At 69.8% G+C, this 19459-nt stretch carries 21 protein-coding genes and 1 tRNA gene; 8 read left to right on the plus strand and 14 right to left on the minus strand.

What is annotated here, in order from left to right; all coding sequences use genetic code 11:
• Positions 1-114 precede the first annotated feature (114 nt).
• Positions 115-735, plus strand: coding sequence for a class I SAM-dependent methyltransferase (locus ABDZ89_RS10925; RefSeq protein WP_343779003.1), 621 nt, complete (start codon positions 115-117; stop codon positions 733-735).
• A 48-nt stretch (positions 736-783) separates the two neighbouring features.
• Here ABDZ89_RS10925 and pheA read toward each other — a convergent pair whose 3' ends face one another.
• The 4 genes from pheA to ABDZ89_RS10945 form a co-directional block, all read right to left on the minus strand.
• Entirely contained in the window at positions 784-1590 is an 807-nt protein-coding gene (pheA, locus tag ABDZ89_RS10930; RefSeq protein ID WP_343779005.1) for a prephenate dehydratase, read from the minus strand.
• Between the two features lie 101 nt (positions 1591-1691).
• Positions 1692-2894: a DR2241 family protein gene (locus tag ABDZ89_RS10935; RefSeq protein ID WP_343779007.1), complete on the minus strand. Its 1203-nt coding sequence runs from the start codon at positions 2892-2894 to the stop codon at positions 1692-1694.
• Positions 2895-2896: 2 nt separating this feature from the next.
• Positions 2897-3766 (minus strand): CbiX/SirB N-terminal domain-containing protein, encoded by an 870-nt coding sequence (locus ABDZ89_RS10940; protein ID WP_343779008.1) that lies wholly within the window; start codon positions 3764-3766, stop codon positions 2897-2899.
• Between the two features lie 113 nt (positions 3767-3879).
• Positions 3880-4392, minus strand: a complete 513-nt coding sequence (locus ABDZ89_RS10945; RefSeq protein WP_343779010.1) for a DUF7523 family protein — start codon at positions 4390-4392, stop codon at positions 3880-3882.
• Positions 4393-4544: 152 nt separating this feature from the next.
• Here ABDZ89_RS10945 and ABDZ89_RS10950 point away from each other — a divergent pair, with 152 nt between their 5' ends.
• The 5 genes from ABDZ89_RS10950 to ABDZ89_RS10970 all read left to right on the plus strand — a co-directional run bounded on the left by ABDZ89_RS10950 (position 4545) and on the right by ABDZ89_RS10970 (position 8268).
• Positions 4545-4877 carry a hypothetical protein gene (locus tag ABDZ89_RS10950; protein ID WP_343779012.1) on the plus strand — a complete coding sequence of 111 codons (333 nt, stop codon included), beginning with the start codon at positions 4545-4547 and terminating at the stop codon, positions 4875-4877.
• 31 nt (positions 4878-4908) lie between these two features.
• Positions 4909-5460: a copper resistance protein CopD gene (locus ABDZ89_RS10955; RefSeq protein WP_371152627.1), complete on the plus strand. Its 552-nt coding sequence runs from the start codon at positions 4909-4911 to the stop codon at positions 5458-5460.
• A 245-nt stretch (positions 5461-5705) separates the two neighbouring features.
• Entirely contained in the window at positions 5706-7352 is a 1647-nt protein-coding gene (thsB, locus tag ABDZ89_RS10960) for a thermosome subunit beta (RefSeq protein ID WP_343779831.1), read from the plus strand.
• A 199-nt stretch (positions 7353-7551) separates the two neighbouring features.
• A complete protein-coding gene (locus ABDZ89_RS10965) occupies positions 7552-7806 on the plus strand; it encodes a glutathione S-transferase N-terminal domain-containing protein (protein WP_343779015.1) in 255 nt (84 codons plus the stop codon).
• 96 nt (positions 7807-7902) lie between these two features.
• Positions 7903-8268 (plus strand): DUF192 domain-containing protein, encoded by a 366-nt coding sequence (locus ABDZ89_RS10970; RefSeq protein WP_343779016.1) that lies wholly within the window; start codon positions 7903-7905, stop codon positions 8266-8268.
• Between the two features lie 63 nt (positions 8269-8331).
• Here the strand turns inward: ABDZ89_RS10970 and ABDZ89_RS10975 are convergent, their stop codons facing one another.
• From ABDZ89_RS10975 to ABDZ89_RS11005, 7 genes are all read right to left on the minus strand, one after another.
• A complete protein-coding gene (locus tag ABDZ89_RS10975; RefSeq protein ID WP_343779018.1) occupies positions 8332-9852 on the minus strand; it encodes a PAS domain-containing sensor histidine kinase in 1521 nt (506 codons plus the stop codon).
• Between the two features lie 142 nt (positions 9853-9994).
• Positions 9995-12592 (minus strand): DNA topoisomerase I, encoded by a 2598-nt coding sequence (locus ABDZ89_RS10980; RefSeq protein ID WP_343779020.1) that lies wholly within the window; start codon positions 12590-12592, stop codon positions 9995-9997.
• A gap of 103 nt (positions 12593-12695) precedes the next feature.
• Positions 12696-12863 (minus strand): hypothetical protein, encoded by a 168-nt coding sequence (locus ABDZ89_RS10985; RefSeq protein WP_006111840.1) that lies wholly within the window; start codon positions 12861-12863, stop codon positions 12696-12698.
• Between the two features lie 484 nt (positions 12864-13347).
• On the minus strand, positions 13348-13842 hold the full coding sequence (locus ABDZ89_RS10990) for a hypothetical protein (RefSeq protein ID WP_343779022.1): 495 nt from the start codon (positions 13840-13842) through the stop codon (positions 13348-13350).
• A 442-nt stretch (positions 13843-14284) separates the two neighbouring features.
• Positions 14285-14366: transfer RNA gene (locus ABDZ89_RS10995), tRNA-Ser, on the minus strand.
• Between the two features lie 27 nt (positions 14367-14393).
• Positions 14394-14654 (minus strand): DUF7981 family protein, encoded by a 261-nt coding sequence (locus ABDZ89_RS11000; protein ID WP_343779024.1) that lies wholly within the window; start codon positions 14652-14654, stop codon positions 14394-14396.
• A complete protein-coding gene (locus ABDZ89_RS11005; protein ID WP_343779026.1) occupies positions 14654-15034 on the minus strand; it encodes a Rid family detoxifying hydrolase in 381 nt (126 codons plus the stop codon). The genes ABDZ89_RS11000 and ABDZ89_RS11005 overlap by 1 nt, the downstream gene beginning before the upstream one ends.
• A 97-nt stretch (positions 15035-15131) precedes the next feature.
• Here ABDZ89_RS11005 and ABDZ89_RS11010 point away from each other — a divergent pair, with 97 nt between their 5' ends.
• Positions 15132-15533 carry a DUF7577 domain-containing protein gene (locus ABDZ89_RS11010; RefSeq protein WP_343779028.1) on the plus strand — a complete coding sequence of 134 codons (402 nt, stop codon included), beginning with the start codon at positions 15132-15134 and terminating at the stop codon, positions 15531-15533.
• 61 nt (positions 15534-15594) lie between these two features.
• Here ABDZ89_RS11010 and ubaA read toward each other — a convergent pair whose 3' ends face one another.
• The 3 genes from ubaA to ABDZ89_RS11025 form a co-directional block, all read right to left on the minus strand.
• Positions 15595-16407 carry an SAMP-activating enzyme E1 gene (ubaA, locus tag ABDZ89_RS11015; RefSeq protein ID WP_343779029.1) on the minus strand — a complete coding sequence of 271 codons (813 nt, stop codon included), beginning with the start codon at positions 16405-16407 and terminating at the stop codon, positions 15595-15597.
• A 52-nt stretch (positions 16408-16459) separates the two neighbouring features.
• On the minus strand, positions 16460-17842 hold the full coding sequence (locus tag ABDZ89_RS11020) for a hypothetical protein (RefSeq protein ID WP_343779031.1): 1383 nt from the start codon (positions 17840-17842) through the stop codon (positions 16460-16462).
• Positions 17843-18044: 202 nt separating this feature from the next.
• On the minus strand, positions 18045-18635 hold the full coding sequence (locus ABDZ89_RS11025) for a 50S ribosomal protein L15e (RefSeq protein WP_343779033.1): 591 nt from the start codon (positions 18633-18635) through the stop codon (positions 18045-18047).
• Positions 18636-18956: 321 nt separating this feature from the next.
• Between ABDZ89_RS11025 and ABDZ89_RS11030 the strand changes: the two genes are divergently transcribed.
• The coding region (locus ABDZ89_RS11030) for a nicotinate-nucleotide--dimethylbenzimidazole phosphoribosyltransferase family protein (RefSeq protein WP_486293908.1) at positions 18957-19459 on the plus strand (503 nt) is incomplete at its 3' end.

The raw sequence follows: 19459 nt of genomic DNA on the forward strand, positions 1-19459 counted from the left end.
CTGTTCGCCGGCAACCCCGACCGGTCGAGATGTGCCGGCCGACGGGTGCGTGAGACTCTTCGGACGCCGTTCGGACCGGTAGCTGTTTGACATTGCGAACAGATCGCACACGCGATGGTCGACGACCCCGCTCGTCGCGGTCAGCGCGTCTACGACCGATGGGCGACGTACGGACCCGCGTACCGACTGGTGGACCGACTGTCGCGGTCGATGCGCGAGGCGGCGGTCAGGGCGCTCGCGCCGGACGCGGCCGACACGGTCGTCGATCTCGGCTGCGGGCCCGGGGGCAGTTTCCCGCTGTTGGCCGAGGCCGTCGGCCCCGAGGGGGAGGTGATCGGCGTGGACTACAGCGCGGAGATGGTTCGCGCGGCCGCCGAGCGGGCGGCGGCGTACCCGTCGGTGTCCGTCCTCCGTGCGGACGCGTCCGAGTTGGGCCTGCGAGCCGACAGCGTCGACGGCGTCTTCGCGTCGCTGGCGCTGAGCGCGATGCCGGACGTGGAGGCCGTCTTCGACGAGATCGAGCGGGTGGTCCGTCCCGGCGGCCGCGTCGCGGTCATCGACGGGCGGGTCCCCGACGGGGCGTTCGGGAACGCGGTCATGAAGGCGTACCGACGAGTCGTGAACTTCCAGCACGCGGACGTCCTCGCGGACCTCCAGCGCCGGTTCGAGTCGGTGACCGTCGTCGAGAGGTTCGACGCCGGCCTGGGGTTCGTCGCGCGCGTCGACGTCGACTGACCGCGGCGGGCGCAGGCGGGCGGAACGGGAACCGTCAGGGCGCCCGGCTCACTCCAGGACGTGTTCGGTGTCGTACGAGCCGAGCACTTTGACCCACCCCTTGTCTGCGATCGCCTCGATGTCGCCGACCGCCTGCGCCATGTGGTCCTCGTAGAGGCCTGCGTCGACGTCGAAGTGGAACAGGTAGTCGCCGAGGCGCTCGCCGCTCGGGCGCGACTCGATCCGCGAGAGGTTGAGGTTGCGGTCGGCGAACGCCTCGAGCAGTTCGAGCAGGAGGCCGGGGTAGTTCGCGTTCGGGTAGACGATGAGCGTCGTCTTGCCGCCGGCGTCGGTGCGGGCCGACGCGGGCGCGACGACGAGGAACCGGGTCGCGTTCGAGGTGCGGTCCTGGATGTCCTCGGCGAGGATGCGCAGGTCGTCGCCGGCGTTGTCCGGGTGACCGATCCCGGCGATGCGGGCGTCCTCGCGGGCGCGTTCGACCCCGCGGGCGGTGGACGCGACCGCTTCGAGGCCCGCGTCGGGGTAGTTCGCTTCGAGCCAGTTGCGGCACTGCGCGAGCGCCTGCGAGTGGCTGGCGACGACCTCGAACTCGTCGTCCTGCGCGAGGAGGGCGTGACGGATCGGGGTGACGACCTCGCGTGTCACCGACACGTCGTACTCCGCGAGCGCGTCGAGGCTCTCGGTGACGGACCCCTCGATGCTGTTCTCGATGGGGACCACGCCGCGCTCGAACTCGCCGGCGGCGACGGCGTCGACGATGGCGGTGACCGATTCGCGGAACGACACCTCGGCGGCGACGGCGCTCGCGGCGCGGTGTGAGTACGTGCCGGCGGGACCAAGCGTGACGGCGTTCATTACGCCAACGTATCGGGGGAGGTGAGAAAAGCCTGCGGGGCGCGGCGATGCTTCGGGTGGAGTCGGGCCCTCGAGCGACCGCGAGGCGACCGACGGAACCGCTACTCGTCGTCCGGCTCGGTCGGCACGCCGCCGAGGTTCCCCTCGTCGTCGAACAGCTTCGCGCGGAGGAAGCGCGTGCGGTAGCGGTTCGCTCCCTCCTTCGTGTCCGCCTCGCGGATCTCGTCGGTCCGGCCGTCAGCGACGGCCTCGATGATGTCCTCGACCTGTTCCTTCTCGCTCGGGGTCAGGTCGAACTCGTAGGTCCGCGGCTGCTCGCTCTCGAGTCGGGTCCACTTCCGCGCGGCCGACACGACCACGGAACAGGGTTCCCGACAGGGGAACGCGCCGTCGCCGCCGTCGACATCGAGGTCGGTGTCGTCGTCGTACTGCCACTCCCGGCGCTTGAGACACTGCGAGTCGTCACAGCAGGCCTCGGCGACCCAGTTGACGTGTTCGTACCCCTCGCCGCGGTCCCACGTCTTCACGACGCCGTAGATCCCCGACTGGCGTTCCATCGTCTCGCGCCAGTGGGTCACGTCGAGTTCCCCTTCGCGCTCGCGGTGCCAGTTGGCGACCGTCGCGGGGTAGATCGTCTCCACCGTCTCGTAGAAGTCGCGCGGCCCCAGATCGGGGAAGACCCACCCGCTCGCGAGCGACGGCGCCGTCTTGAGGGGTCGGTACCGCCCCTTCTCGTCGAAGGTGACCAAGTCACGGGCGTCGAGCGGGTCGTCGTGGGCCGTCAGGTCGTCGACCGGAACGCCGGCGTCGTCGGCGTGGCGCACGTCGTAGCGGCGTTCCCCGCGGTCGGTGACGGTGGCCGTGATCTTCAGTTCCCCCCAGGCGCGCTCGATCCCGGCCGCGAGCGCCGCGTAGCGGGCCGCCACGGTCTCGCCGTCGGCGTCCTCGATCCACCGAAGGAAGGCGCGGCGCGGGCCGAACTCGCCGACGACTCGCTCGAAGGCGTACCAGTCCGTGACCGCCGGCGCGCGCTCGGCGAGCGCCTCGTGGAGTTCGCGCTCGGCCATCGGATCGGACCGGTCGCCGTCGGCGAGGACGTACCCGCCGTCGTCGGCGCGGGTGACGGTGAACCCCTCGAACCGGACCGGCTCGCCCGGGTCGCGGTCGTCGAGCGCGTCGAGGACCGCGTCGAACGCGTCGCCGGGGAGGTCGATCGGCGGGACGGTCGGCGCTTCGGTGTCGTCGGTCGCGTCGTCTCCGTCGTCTCCGTCGTCGGTCGCGGCGTCGGGCGTCGGGTCGCTCACGGTCAGTCACCCGTGGCGACGCGGGTCGTCTCGCGCACGTCGTCGAGCGCGGCCCCGAGGTCGGCGCCGGCGTCGGCGGCGCGCTCCAAGACCACGTCGGCCATGAGCGGCTCCGTCCCAACGGCGCCGGCGTACCAGATCCGGGTGCCGTCGACGGTCTCCGGCACGTCGTATCCCTCGGTGTGGTCCTCACAGAGCCCGACGTCTTCGGGGATGTCCTCCTGCGTGTGGTAGCCGTCGGCGATGAACAGCGGGACCAAGACCACGTCCTCGCTCTCGAAGTGTTCGGGGAGGTCGTCGACCTCCGGGTCCTCGTCCATGTACAGCGCTTTCACCTCGTCGAAGCGGTCGCGCTCGGCGATCCGGTCAGCGTGGTACTCGATCGCCTTCGCCGAGTTCTCGTTGCGCTCGGTGCCGTGGCCGACGACCGCCAGCCCGAACCCCTCGCCGACGTCCGAGTCGTTCGTCACCGACTCCGCCCGCCGGACGATCACGTCGGTCATCGCGCGGTGGGTTCCCACGGGGCCGCAGTAGTGGACCTCGCGGTCGATGTCCTCGGCGACGAGCGTCGCCTGGTCGGCAGAGAGGCCGTCAGAGCCCCAGTGAGAGACGTCCCAGCCGTCGAGCCGCAGCTCTCGTGGGATCACCTGTTCGGTGAAGTACCCCTCCGAGATGAAAAGCGGGACGACGTAGATCTCGTCGCCTTCGACGGTGCGGAGCACCTCCCGGAAGTGCGGTTCCTCCTTCCAGAAGCCGGTGCGGACCTCGTCGAAGGCACCGGTAGCGCGGATCGTGTCGGCGTGGTCGTACGTCGGCGAGCTCGACTCCGGATTGAGGTGAGAGCCGTGCGCGACGATGACGAGCGACTGCATACCCGATCTGTGGGCGCACCGCTCTTAGGGACTTCGGAGGCTGCGGCGCGGCGGGAACGTGACGGGCGGGTGCGTCGGAACCGGAGCGGGCCGGGCCGACGGCCGGAACCGAGTCAGGCCGAGTCGACCGCCGGCGCCGAATCGAGTGCGGCCTCGACGACCCGAACCGCGTCGGGACCGTCGCGGCGCCGGACGACGCAGACGAGCGAACCTCCGGCGACGCCCGCGGCGACGACCTGGACCTCTCGAACCGCGAGCCGACGGAGCGCGGCCGCGAGCGTCGCGGCGTCGACGTTCCCGGTCGCGACGACCGCCGTGTGGTCGCCCTCCGGAACGACGGCGGCCTCCCCCACCCGGAGGAGCGGCGTCGCCTCGTCCGCCTCGTCGGCGACTCCCACCCCGCTCCGCATCGAGACGGTCGCCTCGCTCGACGCCGTCGCGTACGCGGGCAGTTCTTCGCGGAAGCGTCGGAGGGCGGCCGCGATGGCGTCGGCGTCGCCGTCGAGGTCGGCGGCCTCCGCGAGCCACGCGGCCGCGGCGCTGTGGTTCAGGAGTCCGGCACGGAGCGCGTCGAAGACGAAGGGGCGCGCGCGGACCGCCGCGCGGGTCTCGGCTGCCAGCGACATGCGCCGAGGTGCGCGGCCGGTCCGCAAGGACGTTTCGGTCCCGGAGGGCAACCGATTCACGGCCGGTCCGCGGACGGGTCGGGACTGTGCCGCGGCCGCACTGCGACCGAGTCGGGGCAAGCGACTCGTGTCGTCGGAGCGTACACCGCGACGTGAACCACGTCCCCGACGAGGCGCTGGCCGCGATCGACGCGTTCGGCGAGGGGCACCTGCGCGGGGAGCCGACGCCGGTTCGCGAACGGCTCCGCTCGGACCTTCGGATTCGGATACTCCCCGAAGGCGACCGGACCGCCCGGTGTCGCTTCGAGACCGAACACACGCGGGCGCCGCCGACCCTCCGCGATCGGGGGTCGTTCCTCGCGACCTACGTCGACGGGGTCGACGACCGCTTGCGGGCGTGGGGGATCGACCCGCCCGACGCCTACGAGTACCGCCGGACCGTCGAGGGCACCCACCGGTACGAGGGAGTCCTGTCGCTGCCGTGACCCGGGGCGAGTCCGGTCACGTCCGACATTTATGCCGTCGTCGAACCGAGGAACCGACGTGATCCGAACCGCCGCCTACGCCGCGCACGTGCTGTCGGGAGCGTTCTGGACCGGTGCCGTGCTGTTCGTCGTCTACGCGGTCCTCCCCCGGGCGACGGACGGGGACCTGTCTCGAGAGTCGTTCGCCGACGCCGCACACCGACTGCTCATGGTCACCCGCTGGACGGGCGTCGCGCTGCCGGTCACCGGCGCGTACCTCGTCTGGGTGCTGTACGGCTCCCTCGAGTCGTTGACCGCCGCGCCCCGCGGGTGGGCCGTCCTCGCGATGCTGTCGCTGTGGGGCGTGATGAACGGCCTCGTCGAGATGGGCGTGTTGCGGATGCGCCGCGAACTCGATCCGGAGGTCGGCTGGGGTCAGTACATGGCCGAGGGGCTTCCGACCGAGGCGTTCGCCGACGGCGGGGGAGCCCCGACGACCCAGCGGCTGGCGGCCGTGAGCCGGCCGTACCTACTCGCGAGCGCCGCACTCGCCGTGTTGCTCCTCGTCGACGCCGCGCTCTTGGCCGGCGGGATCCCTGTCTGACATCGGAGCGAACGTCCCGAGCGGGCGAGAAGGTCGGCGCCGTGGACAGTATATAAAACGCGGTGAATTCCGGTCGCGCTCCGAACCGAGATCAATGGTAACTCTCCGCATGAACTGGCCGAGAAGGTCGCGGTGTCAGGCGTTTTTTCGAGGTTGACCGCGGCGGTACCCGTCGGACGGCGATCGCCCACCAACGAATCATTTATATAGAATCACAATCAATCAAACGCTGTATGAGTCAGCGAATGCAGCAGGGTCAGCCGATGATCATCATGGGCGATGACGCCCAGCGCGTCCAGGACAAGGACGCACAGGAGTACAACATCTCCGCGGCACGCGGTGTCGCCGAGTCGGTCCGGTCGACGCTCGGACCGAAGGGGATGGACAAGATGCTCGTCAACTCGATGGGCGACGTCACCATCACCAACGACGGCGTCACCATCCTCCAGGAGATGGACATCGACAACCCGACGGCCGAGATGGTCGTCGAGGTCGCCGAGACCCAGGAGGACGAGGCCGGCGACGGCACGACCAGCGCGGTCGCCATCGCGGGCGAGCTGCTGAAAAACGCCGAGGACCTCCTCGAACAGGACATCCACCCGACGGCGGTGATCAAGGGGTTCAACCTCGCGAGCGAGTACGCCCGCGAGCAGGTCGACGACATCGCGACGGCCGTCGACCCCGACGACGCCGAGACGCTGCGGAACGTCGCCGAGACGTCGATGACCGGAAAGGGCGCGGAGCTCGACAAGGACGTGCTCGCCGACCTTGTCGTCCGCGCGGTACAGGGCGTCACCGTCGAGGCCGACGACGGCTCGCACGTGGTCGACCTGGCGAACCTCAACATCGAGACGCGCACCGGTCGCGCGGCGGGCGAGTCGCGCCTGCTCTCCGGTGCCGTCATCGACAAGGACCCCGTCCACGACGACATGCCGACCGACTTCGAGGACGCGAACGTCCTCCTCCTCAACGACCCGATCGAGGTCGAGGAGGCGGACGTCGACACCTCGGTCAACGTCGACTCGCCGGACCAGCTCCAGAAGTTCCTCGATCAGGAAGAAGAGCAGCTCCGCGCGAAGGTGGACAAGATCGTCGACTCCGGCGCCGACGTCGTCTTCTGTCAGAAGGGGATCGACGACCTCGCGCAGCACTACCTCGCGAAGGAGGGCATCCTGGCGGTCCGCCGCACGAAGAAGTCCGACCTGACCTTCCTGAAGAACGTGCTCGGCGCGCCGATCGTCACCGACCTCGACTCGCTCACCGCCGAGGACCTCGCGGTCGGCACGATCGAACGCGACGCCGACGAGGAGCTGTTCTACGTCGAGGGCGAGGACGCCCACGGCGTCACGCTCCTCCTGTACGGCACCACCGAACACGTCGTCGACGAGCTCGAACGCGGCATTCAGGACGCGCTCGACGTGGTCTCGACGACCGTCTCCGACGGGCGGACCCTGCCCGGCGGCGGCGCGGTCGAGGTCGAGCTCGCGCGGCGGCTGCGCGACTACGCCGACTCCGTCGACGGGCGCGAGCAGCTCGCGGTCGAGGCGTTCGCTGACTCCCTCGAACTGATCCCGCGCGTCCTCGCCGAGAACGCGGGCCTCGACGCGATCGACCTGCTGGTCGACCTGCGCGCGGCCCACGAGGCGGGCGACGAGCACGCCGGGCTCGACGTGTTCGCCGGAGAGGTCGTCAACACGGCCGATGCTGGCGTCGTCGAGACGGCCCACGCCAAGGAACAGGCGATCGCCTCCGCGGCCGAGGCGGCGAACCTCGTGTTGAAAATCGACGACATCATCTCGGCGGGCGACCTCTCGACCGCCGGCGACGGCGACGAGGGCGGCGCCCCCGGCGGCGGCATGGGCGGCATGGGTGGCATGGGCGGCGCGATGTAAGCGAGGTTCTGAGAGAACCTCGAACGGCGAGCGGGGGTCGGTCACCCCACGATCACGAACGACCATCCGAACGCTCCGTTTTCCCCCGTTTCGATCCACGGATAGCGGCGCGGCCGGTCCGCATCTCGGGCCGCGCCCGTGCGCGTCGTGCGCATCCGCGGCCGCACCTCTTTACCGATCCAGACCCTACGGATCGGTGATGACGAACCTGACGCTCTACGAGCTGGAGGGCTGTCCGTACTGCGCGAAGGTGACGACGAAGCTCGAGGACCTCGAGTTGGAGTACGAGTCGATCATGGTGCCGCGCTCGCACAGCGAACGCACCGAGGTCGAAGAGGTGTCCGGGCAGACGGGCGTCCCGGTCCTCGTCGACGAGGAACACGGCGTCGAGGGAATGGCCGAGAGCGACGACATCGTCGAGTACCTCGAAGAGACGTACGGCGGCGCGAGCTAAGGCGCCGGTCACGTCGGGCGCCGCGTCCGACGAACGAGAGCGTTCAGCGAGCGCGGCGTTCGGCGAACGAGAGGCTATTTATCCGGCGGGAATGAGGTGTCCGGCGTGCGACTCGTTCACCGTCCCGCCGCGGCGACCGATTCGGAGACCGTCCTCGCGAGCGACGTCGACGTCGCGCGCTCGACGCTCGAACAGGCTCGCGGGCTGATGTTCCGGCGGTCGATCCCGGATGACTACGCCCTCGTGTTTCCGTTCGACGAGGTCGACACGCAGTGGCTCCACATGCTGTTCGTCCCCTTCGCGATCGACGCGGTGTGGCTCGTCGACGGCGAGGTCACGGAGAAAAAGCGGCTCGCGCCGTTCGTCGGTCTGGGTCGCGGTCGCGCCGACACGGTGATCGAACTGCCGGCGGACGCGGCCGGATCGGTGGCCGTCGGCGACGAACTGCGCCTGGTCGACTGAACGCGGACCGATCGAGCGGTCCGGCGAAAGCGACGGCGCAGCGACGAACGGCGGGGCCGGGTCTCAGGCGTCGCCGTCGCGGACGTCGGGAGCGAACAGGTCTCCGTCCGAGGGCGATCCCTCCGCGACGCGGAGGGACAGTTCGATCCGGCTGCCGCCGGCCTTGCTCTCGGCGATGTCGAGGCTCCCGCCGCCGGCGGTGACGATCCAGTTCACGTACCAGAGCCCGAGCCCGCTCGCGTGGTCGAGCGGCGTCTCCTCGCCGGTGAGGACGGCCCGCTCGGCCGGCGGGATGCCCGGCCCGGCGTCGGCGACGACGAGCGAGAGCCACGACTCGCTGGGCAGCTCCGCTGCCGAGATCCGCACCCGCGGGCTGTCGGCGCTGTTGTGACGGATCGCGTTGTCGACGAGTTCGGTGATCGCCTCCGGGAAAAACGAGACGGCGGAGACGACGAGCCCTTCGGGAACGTCGACGTCGACGGCGGCCCGCTCGCGGACCGCCGGGTCGAGCGATTCGAGCGCGGCGTCGACCGCGGGCGCGAGCGCGATCGGCCGCGGCGAAGGGCGCTGTGAGAGCAGCCGTTCCACCTTCCGCGAGGTCTCGCCGAGCCGCAACAGCCGCTCGGCGGTGTCGACGACCCGTTCGAGCTCCGTGACCAGTTCGGGGTCGTCGACGGTCTCGATGGCTCGGCCGGTGAACCCGGTGACCACGTTGAGGTCGTTCCGGAAGTTGTGGCGCAACACGCGCGTCAACACGGCGAGCCGCTCCTCTCTGAGCGACGCCTCGGTGACGTCCTCGCCGACGCCGACGGCGCCGACCACTCTGTCACCGTCGGTCACCGGACCGATCGAGAGCCGGTACGGGACCCGTTCGCCGGAGCGGGTGAGCAGCCGGGCCTCACAGGTGACGGTCTCGGCGTCACGGTACACCTGCGCGAGAGCTTCCCTGACGGCGTCGGTCGTCTCGTCGTCGAACAGCGAGGAGAGCGCCCGACCGGACAGCGTCTCGGGTTCGTACCCGCTGTCGGTCGCTAGTCGGTCGTTCCACCGCGAGAGCGTTCCTTCTTCGGTACACCGGAACAGCGCGAGGGGAACCGTCTCGGCGAGCGCGTCGACGAGTCGGCGCTCCGCGTCGCGCTCGCCCGCGGCGGCGACGCGAGCGGTCGCGTCCGAGAGGCCGACGACGAGCCACTCGCTGCCGGCGATCGTCGCCGTGTGGAGTGCCGCGTCGACCCGTACGCCGGGGTCACCGAGCCGCACGTCCCACTGGAACCGTTTGACTCCGGCGGCGTCGGCGGCGGCGTTCGACGCGTCGGCGGCCACGTCGGCGACGGGGTCACCGGCGACGGTGACGTCGCTCTCGCCGACGTCCGGAAGCCCCATGAGCGTCAGCGTGCCGCGGTCGTAGCCGAGGAGGTCCACCGCGGGCGGGTTCGCGGCGCGGATCGCCAGCGTCTCTCGATCGCAGACGAGCGCGGGGGTTGGCACCGCCTCGACGAACGCCCGGAGGATGCCGGTGGCGGCGGCGACGCCGCTCGACGAGGATCGACCGTCGGCCGGCGGGTCCGCGTCACCGTCTCCCATATGTCGAGGATCGAGACGCTCCGGGCATATGTGTTTACTGTTTTAGATATCGCGGCGCGAACGGTCGCGGTGGGCAGTACGAACGGATCCAGTCGAGAGAGGGCCGACGGAGACTCACCGGGCTAAGCGCGGTACCCCGGGCTTAGTCCGCCTTCGCCTGCCAGTCGCGGACGGTATCGGCGCCGACGCCGTCGACGTCGGCCGCCAGGTCGTCCGGATCGGCCGACTTGAGTTCGTCGACGCCGCCGACGCCGGCGTCTTTCAGCTTCGACGCGGTCTTCTCGCCGATTCCCTCGACCGCTTGGAGCTCGGACCCCTCCTGCCGGGCCGTGAACTCGCGGTAGTTACAGATCGGACAGCCCAGTTCCCACGGCTCGTCGCCTGAGTGGACCCGGAGGTGCGGGAGGTCGTGCTCCTCGCAGGTCTCGTCGGTTACCTCGATCTCGCCGCGCCGGGGGAGCGGCAGCGAGTAGTCGCAGTCGGGGTAGCGCGTACAGCCGACGAGTCGGGAGCCGGACCGGAGTCGCTTGATCGCGAGATCCCCTCCGTGTTCCGCACCACAGTCGGGACAGACGCCGATCACCTCGTCTTCCTGTTCGTCCGCCTCGTCCGCCTTACACTGCGGACAGCCGTGGACGAACGTCTTCCGGCCGGCGAGCATCTTCACGTGGCGGAGGTCGTGGTCCTCGCAGGTCTCGTCGAGGAGGAGCGGCTTCCCCGTCGAGGGGAGCGGCAGGGTGTACTCGCAGTCGGGGTAGCCGTCGCAGCCGACGAAGTACGACCCCTGTCGCGACTTCCGGACGAGCAGGTCGGACCCGCACTCCGGACACGGTCCGAGCGTCTTGTCCGCCTTCAGGGAGGTCTGGAGGTGGTCGCCGACCGCCTCGCGGGAGTCGGTGAGGTCGTCGAACACCTGCGAGAGCAGTTCGCGGGAGGCCGCGGTCACGTCCTCGTAGTCCTTCTCGCCGCCCGCGATCGACGCCATGTCGGATTCGAGCTGTGCGGTCATCTCGTCGCTCACGATCCGGTCGGCGAACTCCTCTGCGGCCTCGACGACCGCCTCCGCGAGCCGGGTCGGCCGGGGCGGATCGCTCTCGACGTAGTTCCGCTCGTAGAGCTTCTCGATGGTGCGGTGGCGGGTCGCCTTTGTCCCCAGCTGTCGCTTCTCCATCTCCTCGATGAGGCGGGACTGCCCGTAGCGGCGGGGCGGTTGGGTCTCTTTTGCCTCGGTGACCCGGTCGGACAGCGACAGCGTCTCCCCGACCTCGACGTCGGGGACGATCCGCTCGTCGCTGGAGCGGTACGGGTAGACGTCGTGGTAGCCCGCCTCCAGCAGGCGCTTCCCGTTCGCCTTCAGCCGCAGGCCCCCGTCGGCGGCGAGGTCGGCCGGACCGCGCGCCTCGTCCGGGTCGCGGAGCGCGGCGAGCCCGTCCGCGCGCTCGGCGATCGCGGTCGCCTCGCCGTTCGCGAGCGCGACGACGCGGAGCCGCTCCCACGTCGCGGGCTCGGCGCAGGTGGCGAGGAAGCGGCGGACGATCAGCTCGTACACCTCCCACTCGTCGTCGGAGAGGTCGCTCGCGCTCGGTAGCTCGCCGGTCGGGTGAATCGGGGGGTGGTCGGTCGTCTCCTCGTCTCCCTCGGTCGGTTCGATATCGCGGTCCTCGACGAGCAGGCTCGCGGCGTCGGTTCCGAACGTCGAGGACGCCTGCAGCTCCTCGATCAGCTCCTCGGGGTCGAGGTCGTCGGGGTACACCGTGTTGTCGGTCCGCGGGTAGGTGACGTAGCCGGCGGTGTACAGGTCCTCGGCGAGCGACATGGCGCGTTGCGCGGAGTAGCCGAGCGACCCGGCCGCGCGGATGAACGCCGTGGTGTTGAACGGCGTCGGCGGGTCGTCGGTCCGGGTCCGCCGGGTGACGTCGTCGACGCTGGCCTCCTCGGCCGCGTCGAGGGCCTCGGTGAGCGTCTCGGCGACCGACTCGTTCCAGACGCGCTCGCGCTCGTTGCCCTCGTCGTTCAGGTAGAAGTACTGCGCCTCGAAGGGGTCGCCGCCCGCCTTCGCCAGCTCGCCCGACAGCTCCCAGTAGGCCTCGGGGTCGAACGCCTGTATCTCCCGCTCGCGGTCGACGATGAGCTTGAGCGTCGGTCCCTGAACCCGGCCGACGGAGATGAAGTCGTCACCGAGCTGGCGGGCGGATAAAGAGAGGAACCGGGTCAGGGCGGCGCCCCACGTCAGGTCGATGGTCTGTCTGGCCTCGCCGGCGGCGGCCAGATCGAAGTCGAGGTCGTCGGGGTTCGCGAACGCCTTCTGGACCTCGTTTTCGGTGATCGAAGAGAAGCGAACGCGGTCGACGGGAACGTCCTCGTTGACCTCGCGGACGAGCTCGTAGGCCTCCTTGCCGATGAGCTCGCCCTCGCGGTCGTAGTCGGTCGCGATGACGACGCGCGAGGCGTTGCGGGCGAGCCGGCGCAGCGCCGCCACGATTCCCTCCTGCGTGGGCGTCTTGGTGACGGGCGCGTCGATGAGCTCGACCGGCTCGACGTCGCGCCAGTCGTTGTACTCGGCGGGGAAGTCGACGCCGACGACGTGGCCGGACAGCCCGATACACCGCTTGCCGCCCCACTCGTAGACGTTGACGTCGTTCATCCGCTCCGCGGTCGCGGACTCGCCGCTCAGGATGTCGGCGATGCGCCGCGCCGCGTTGTCTTTCTCCGTGATTATCAGCTCGGGGCCGCGACTCATTGCGCCGAGATACGCCGCTCCCGGGTCTAAACCTTTCGTGACGAGAGATTGCGGGCAGGCTCGGGGACGGACGGCCTCAAAAGACGAATCGGAGCGCGACCGGTCACCGGGCCGCGTCGTCGGACTCGGCGAGGAACTCCGCGTCTGTCGCCTCGCGGTACGGCTCCGGCGGCTCGTCGTCCGCGTCGAGTTCGCGCCGTGCGAGGTGGTTCTCGAGTTGGCGGCGCTTGTTCCTCCCCTTCCGCTCGCGACCCGATTTCGTGTCTGGCATCGTCACCCGTGTCAACTATACCCACACATATGAATCTTGTGTCGGTGTGCGGACGTATCCGTGAGCGGCAGGAACAGACGCCATCGAAGCAGCGCAGTCCGGCGACAGCGGCTGAGTATGTAAATATCGACAGGCGGCAGCGATGATCACTTATAAATAAACGATGCGGTCGGCGCGTGCCTGCGAGCGGCCGGTAGGCCGCGAGCAGCACGCGCGAGGGAGTCGGCCGGTCGGAGCGAAGCGGAGGCCGGCCGACGAGGCTGGGGAGGCGTGAGGCTGCGGTGCGGTCGCGGTCGGGGTGGGACTCAAAGGGGCAACCGTGAGGAGTTCGGAGGCGACGCAAGCACCGCAGCGAAGGAGCGGAGCGACTGAGCGAGGAGCACAGCGAGCGTCCGGACTCCTCACGGTTGGGGCTTTGGAGGCACTCACCGTCGATCCGCAGTCGGTTACTTATAAACGGCTAACAGCGATGTGCCGCCGGAGTTCAACATCGAGTCTCCCTGGACACGACCTCGTCGGCCGGGTCAACGAAGACCGAGACACCGCCAGCAATGCGCGCAAAGACCACCACGTAGATACAGCCGCCGTACTCCTCGCCGAGAGGCTGGGTGAGGACGGTTTCATCCTCGGATGAGTCGGGACCGTGGTCGGGATACCCCGCTTTCACGTCCAGCCACAACCGTTCCTCACCGTTCCCAAACGGACCTTCGACGATAGCTAAATTTCCGTCACCCCTTTCCGACGCATCGACCTCGAACGAGTCCCAGTAGCGTACGCTCTCGGCGGATCGCAGAACGATTTCGAACGTTCGTGCGACGTCTTGACCGTTTGCGATCTCGATCGTGTCGATGACCGTGGGGTCGTTATCGCTCTCCGTGGAATCACCGCCGAGGTCGGTACAGCCCGCGAGACCGACGAGGCCGACACCGCCGAGGCTCGCGAGGAGCTTACGACGGTCAGTAGACAGTTCGGGGACCATTCGTACGACAGATCTATTTCGGATAGATCTGTTTGTATTTTTCCACCGTATGTCCGTACTGAATACAGGACAGAAGCGCATCGCTCTCCGAAGATTTCAACGGACCCAAGATCGGTAGGTTCGGGAACTACGGACTCGCTCGTCGCTGTCGCTCCTCGCTCGGAGTCGGCGTCGACAGAACGCCAGGAGAGGGATTTGAACCCGGAGCACTTCGCTCACTTCGTTCGCTCGTCCTCAGATTCAAATCCCCTCAGTCGCGTTTTCGACGAACGGCTCGCTCCGCTCACCGTGTTGTTCGTCGAAAACGCCAGGAGAGGGATTTGAACCTCAGTCGTTCCGCTCGTTTCGCTCGCTCCACTCCCTGGTTCAAACCCGCAAGCGCTTCGCTGTCGCGGTACTCGCTCGTCGCTGTCGCTCCTCGCTCGTTGTTGCGACAGCGAAGCGCCAGGAGAGGGATTTGAACCCCCGATCCCAGAAGGGAACACGCTTTCCAGGCGTGCGCCTTACCACTCGGCCATCCTGGCTCACGCGATGATACTGCGGTGCGACTGTTAAGTCCTTCTTTTCGCCCGCAGGCGCGCCTCGGCGAGGTAGGAAAGACCGGCCGAGGCGACGCCGACGCCGAGCGCGACGAGCGCCAGCCCCCAGAGGCCGACCGGCAGCGGCCCCGGACCGAGGAGCCGGTACCCCTGCGCGAGTACGAGGAAGGCGAACCCGCCGACGACCCCCCACAGCGCCGCGGACCGCACCCTGGCGCGCGGGGTGGCCGGGGCGCCGCGCGCCCTCGCCGATTCGCCGCCGCCGTCCGCCATCACTCGACGACGGCGACCGCCTCGATCTCGACGCCGGCGCCCTTCGGGAGCGCGCCCGCCTCGACCGCGGACCGCGCTGGCGGCGAGTCGTCGAAGTAGCCGGCGTAGGTCTCGTTCATCTCGTCGAAGTCGTCCATGTCGGCGAGGAACACCGTCGTCTTGAGCACGTCCTCGGGCGACGCGCCCGCCTCGTCGAGCACCGCGAGGAGGTTGTCGAGCGCCCGCTCCGTCTGGACCGCGATCGACGCGTCGTCCAGCAGATCGCCGTCCGGCGTCAGCGGGATCTGCCCGGCCGTGAACACGAGGTCGCCGTCGGTCGTCGCCTGGCTGTACGCGCCCACCGCCGCCGGGGCGTCGTCCGTGTGGATGATCTCTTTCATGCGAGTCCGCGTTCGACCGGCACCCTCAAGAGTACTCTGGAGGCCCCGACCGCGCCCACCGTCAGACACAAGCCACTGGAATGATAACACGGCACACATGACGGGTGACCAGCTACTGCCGCTCGTCGCGATACTCGCCGGTGTGATGGGGGTCAACCTCGCGGTGGCGTGGGTGCTCATCCGCCGGAACAGCGGTCCGGGGACGTTCTTTGACTCGGTCACGGCCCGGGCGTCGAGTCCCGACCGCGACGGGGCGGTGGCCGGCGTCGGGTCAGCGGCCGCGTCGGACGGCGACGGGGCCGGCGACGAACCGGGCGAGTCGATCGGCCGGCGCGACCCGCCGCCGCTCGACGCCGAGGGCGAAACGGTCGTGTGCCGTCACTGCGGTGCGGAGAACCGGGACGGGTTCCGGTACTGCCGGTGGTGCGTGCGGTCGGGGTTCGTCGACGAGGGCGCCGGGGTCACCGCGGGGACCGCGATGGCCGACCGGTCGTCGTGAAGGAGTGCGGGGTCTCCCGCGAACGCTCCGGCGACTCCCGAAAGCGAACGCACCGGCCCTCTCAGGTCGCGTCGACTCGACAGCCGGCCGCGTAGTCGATCCCGTCGATGGTGTCGATACCGTCGTCGCCGCACACCGGGCAGTCCGGGTTGCGCGCGTACGGCACGGTCTCGAAGGAGAGGTCCATCGCGTCGTAAAACAGCATGCGGCCGACGAGCGGCTCGCCGATGTCGACGAGGAGCTTCATCGCCTCCGTCGCCTGGAGACAGCCGACCGTTCCGGGGAGCACACCGAGGACGCCGGTGCTGGCGCAGTCCGGCACCGTTCCCGGCTCCGGCGGCTCCGGGAACAGACACCGGTAGCAGGGGCCGTCGGGCGACAGCGTCGTCACCTGTCCCTCGAACTTGTAGATGGCGCCGTGCGAGACGGGGACGCCCTCGATCCGGGCGGCGTCGTTCACCACGTACCGAGTGGCGAAGTTGTCCGAGCAGTCGACGATCACGTCGTACTCGGTGATTAGCTCGCGGGCGTTGCCCGCGTCGAGCCGGCGTTCGTGGCGCTCGACGTCGACGTCGGGATTGAGGTCGGCGACGTAGTCCGCGGCCGAGTCGACCTTCGCGCGCCCCACGTCGCCGTCGCCGTGGATGACCTGTCGCTGGAGGTTCGACCGTTCGACGACGTCGTCGTCGGCGATTCCGATGGTGCCGACGCCGGCGGCCGCGAGGTACTGGATCGCGGGCGCGCCCAGCCCCCCGGCACCGACGACGAGGGCCCGCCCGTCGAGCAGGCGCTTCTGCCCCTCCGGCCCGACGTCGTCAAGGATGACGTGTCTGGAGTAGCGGTCGAGTTGGGTCGCGTCGAGTGAGAGGCTCATGTCCGTACCTGTGGGAGCGCGGATATAACCGTGTTCCCGGCGCGAGGGCCGGTCACTCCGCCGCCACAGCGTCGGTCATCCAGCAGTCGTCCACGTCCCCGAGGATGACGTCGCCCCCCGCGCTCCCGCCGGTGACCAGTTCGAGTCGGAACACGTACCGGCCGGTGACGCTGCCGTTCTCCCGCGTGACGACCTCGACTTCGGCCGCGTCGTCGTCGATGACTGGCACCGAGTACTGGGCGGTGTCGTACGTGAGCATCGGGGCGTACCGGGGCGAGTCGAACAGTTCGGCGTACTCCTCGACGGACCCGACGACCTCTCTGTTCTCCGGCGACGCGAACGCTCGCAGGGTCCGAACCCCGTCGTTCGTCGCGTTGTCGTTGTACCGGAGGGCGTTCATCTGGATCTGAACGACCTGAAGCGCGGACCGCTCGCAGGTGGGAGTGGGAGCGGTGTTCCTAGCGGCTTCATCCGACAGGTTGCCGTCAGTGATCACCGCGGTGTTCGCGGCGTCGCCGTCCGCGGTCGTCGCTCCGTCCCCGTCGTCGCCCCCGTCCGTCGATCCGGTCGGCCCCGACTCCGGGTCGGCGGAATCGGTCGATTTACCGCCGATGCCGGCGATACCGTCCGGACCGCCGACCCCGGCGGTACCGGCGACGAACCCGGCCCCGACCGCCGCGGTGAGGAGCGCGACGGCGACGACCACCGCGACGGCGCTCCGCGGATACGACCGGTCAGCCGCCGTTTCGGCGTCGGAGCGATCGGTCGCCGTTTCTCGGTCACCGACCGTCGCGGCCGTCACCGTCTCGCCGCTCCCGCGAGTCGCGTCGGCGGAATCCGTCGGTCGGTCGCGGGGCTGCGAGCGCTCCGAGCCGGGAGCGGTTCGAGCGCTCGGCGGGGAGTTCGCGGCGGCGCTCTCCGGGGCGGCCGACGGAACGCCGCCCTGATCGCCCCCCACGTCGCCCTCACCGCCCGCCGCGTCGGCGGCGGCGTTCCGTACGTTCGCGTCGTCACGCGCCGCGTCGCCCCCGTCGCCGGGCACGGGGTCGTACGCCGCGGACCGGACCGGGAGGCCGAGCGTCCGGTCGGCGATGGCGTTCGCCTCCGCGGTCGGCACGGCGTACAGGAGCCGCTCGCGGAGGTCGGCCGGCGTCACGACCTCGGCGTCGGGCTCGGAGCCGTCATCGAGGAGGGGCTCGCTCGCGACGACGACGGCGTCGACTCCGTCGGCCGCGACGCCCTCGTCCGCGGCCGAGACGACGAGCAACTCCGTCCGGCGTCCGTCCGTCGACACCGTGACGCGCGGCCCGTCGACGTCGACGGCGTCCGCGGTCGCTTCGTACGCCTCGCCGACGAACGCCGCGAACGCGTCCCTGTCGAGCGACTCGACGGCGGTCGCGAAGGCGTCGGGGGCGATGGGGTTGTTCCCGGTCACGGACCGATCTCCATGTGTATCGGTGTAACGTGACGTGGTATCTTTTCTCTTCCGCCGGTGTCGCCGCGCGGCGACGGGTCGCGTCGCGCCGGAGCCGTCCGTCTCGGAGGGTTCGCCTCCGGAGACGTGACTCGGCGAGAGTCGGGAGTTCGACCGATAAAGGGGGTAGTTCGAGGCCGGGACGTTCGAAACCGCGGGCGCGTTACTTGCCCTGCCGGTCGTTCGAGGTGACGCTCGGGCGCGTCTTCTCGGTCCCCTTGCCGCGTTTGCGCTGACCGCGGCCCTTGGTGCCGGCGGAGGTGAGTCCGCGGAACGCGCGGCCCTTGTGGTCGTCCGAGCAGATCCAGTTCAGCTCGTCGTCGTTCTCGATCGCGGGGTGAGCGGGGTCCACGAGGATGACCTCGTGCCACTTCTGGGAGCCGTCCTCACCGACCCAGTAGGAGTTGAGCACGCGGAGGTTCCGGTACTTCCGCGAGGCGCGCTCCTCGGCGATGCGCTGGATCGACTTGCGCCGCGAGACGCGGTTGACGCCCTGTCGCTTCGAGCGACGGCCGGCCTTGAAGCGCTGCTTGCGCGAGCCGCCCTTGCGGACGCTCACGCGGGCGACGATGACGCCCTGTTTGGCCTTGTAGCCCAGTTCGCGGGCCTTGTCCAGCCGGGTCGGGCGCTCGATGCGCTCGATGGCGCCCTGGTCGCGCCACTCCTGTTTGCGCTGCCACTGTAGCTCTGCCAGTTTCCCCTCCTTGGGGGACCGCCACGCCTCCTTGATGTGCGAGTAGAAGCTTCGTGCCATATGTTGTCCGCGGACGGTTGCGATTCAGCCGCGAGGGGCCACATGTCGTCTCGTCCCGGGCGCGCGTCGGCCGAACCGACGTTCCCGGCGGCGAGTGCCCGCTGTGTCCGCACCAGCGAGTTGTCCTGAATACCTGCGGTTCGCTCTTAACGGCTTCGCTCCGCGGTCCGCATGCGGTCGCGTCCCACTCGGGAGGTCGTCCGGGGCGGGGGCGAGGAGAGCGTGCGTCGATCGATTAAAGTTCACTTGTATCGATGAACCGCCAGTGGTACACACCGACGCCGCGCCGACCCGAGGCGGTGCCGACGGAGAGGGGTACCGATGGGCGGCGTGAGGCTCGTCGTCGTCGCGGGGACGACCGCGACGGCCGCGATCGACGGGATCAGCGCCGCGGGCGCCGATACCGACCTGCGAACGCACACGCCGAGCGCCGACCTCGAGATCGTCGAGACGGGACGCCCCGCGCCGGACTCGCCCGTGCCGGTGAGTCCGACGGGGTGCCCGACGCCCGCGGCCGTCACTCGGGCGGTCCGCGAGCTGCTCGGTCCCGAGTCGCTCCCGGTCGAGGCCGTCGACGCCGGACTCACCGCGCCGACCGCGGCCGCCGTCCGCGACGTGGGGGCGACCCCCGGCGGCGACGTCCGCGATCCGGAGCCGGTTCCCGAGGCAGCGACCGTCTTCGAGCGCGCTCGCGCGCTGGCACCGGAACTCGCCGCGCCGAACGAGGGCGGCGACCGGGCGAGAGACGCGGAAGAGGAACCCGCCGAACTGCTCGTCGCCGAGACGATTCCCGGCGGGACGACCACCGCGCTCGGGGTCCTGAC

Origin of the sequence: Halorubrum ejinorense (assembly GCF_039522565.1) — an archaeon.
In the GTDB taxonomy this organism is placed as follows: Archaea; Halobacteriota; Halobacteria; order Halobacteriales; family Haloferacaceae; genus Halorubrum; species Halorubrum ejinorense.

What these genes read in the sequence shown, in the direction of transcription:
- ABDZ89_RS10955 (WP_371152627.1), top strand. Translation starts at nt 4,909, where the DNA reads ATGCCGTCGTCGAACCGAGGAACCGACGTGATCCGAACCGCCGCCTAC.
- ABDZ89_RS10945 (WP_343779010.1), bottom strand. Translation starts at nt 4,392, where the DNA reads ATGTCGCTGGCAGCCGAGACCCGCGCGGCGGTCCGCGCGCGCCCCTTC.
- ubaA (WP_343779029.1), bottom strand. Translation starts at nt 16,407, where the DNA reads ATGAGCCTCTCACTCGACGCGACCCAACTCGACCGCTACTCCAGACAC.
- ABDZ89_RS10980 (WP_343779020.1), bottom strand. Translation starts at nt 12,592, where the DNA reads ATGAGTCGCGGCCCCGAGCTGATAATCACGGAGAAAGACAACGCGGCG.
- ABDZ89_RS11025 (WP_343779033.1), bottom strand. Translation starts at nt 18,635, where the DNA reads ATGGCACGAAGCTTCTACTCGCACATCAAGGAGGCGTGGCGGTCCCCC.
- ABDZ89_RS10965 (WP_343779015.1), top strand. Translation starts at nt 7,552, where the DNA reads ATGACGAACCTGACGCTCTACGAGCTGGAGGGCTGTCCGTACTGCGCG.
- pheA (WP_343779005.1), bottom strand. Translation starts at nt 1,590, where the DNA reads ATGAACGCCGTCACGCTTGGTCCCGCCGGCACGTACTCACACCGCGCC.
- ABDZ89_RS10990 (WP_343779022.1), bottom strand. Translation starts at nt 13,842, where the DNA reads ATGGTCCCCGAACTGTCTACTGACCGTCGTAAGCTCCTCGCGAGCCTC.
- ABDZ89_RS11005 (WP_343779026.1), bottom strand. Translation starts at nt 15,034, where the DNA reads ATGAAAGAGATCATCCACACGGACGACGCCCCGGCGGCGGTGGGCGCG.
- ABDZ89_RS10940 (WP_343779008.1), bottom strand. Translation starts at nt 3,766, where the DNA reads ATGCAGTCGCTCGTCATCGTCGCGCACGGCTCTCACCTCAATCCGGAG.
- ABDZ89_RS10985 (WP_006111840.1), bottom strand. Translation starts at nt 12,863, where the DNA reads ATGCCAGACACGAAATCGGGTCGCGAGCGGAAGGGGAGGAACAAGCGC.
- ABDZ89_RS10925 (WP_343779003.1), top strand. Translation starts at nt 115, where the DNA reads ATGGTCGACGACCCCGCTCGTCGCGGTCAGCGCGTCTACGACCGATGG.
- ABDZ89_RS11000 (WP_343779024.1), bottom strand. Translation starts at nt 14,654, where the DNA reads ATGGCGGACGGCGGCGGCGAATCGGCGAGGGCGCGCGGCGCCCCGGCC.
- ABDZ89_RS11010 (WP_343779028.1), top strand. Translation starts at nt 15,132, where the DNA reads ATGACGGGTGACCAGCTACTGCCGCTCGTCGCGATACTCGCCGGTGTG.
- ABDZ89_RS10975 (WP_343779018.1), bottom strand. Translation starts at nt 9,852, where the DNA reads ATGGGAGACGGTGACGCGGACCCGCCGGCCGACGGTCGATCCTCGTCG.
- thsB (WP_343779831.1), top strand. Translation starts at nt 5,706, where the DNA reads ATGCAGCAGGGTCAGCCGATGATCATCATGGGCGATGACGCCCAGCGC.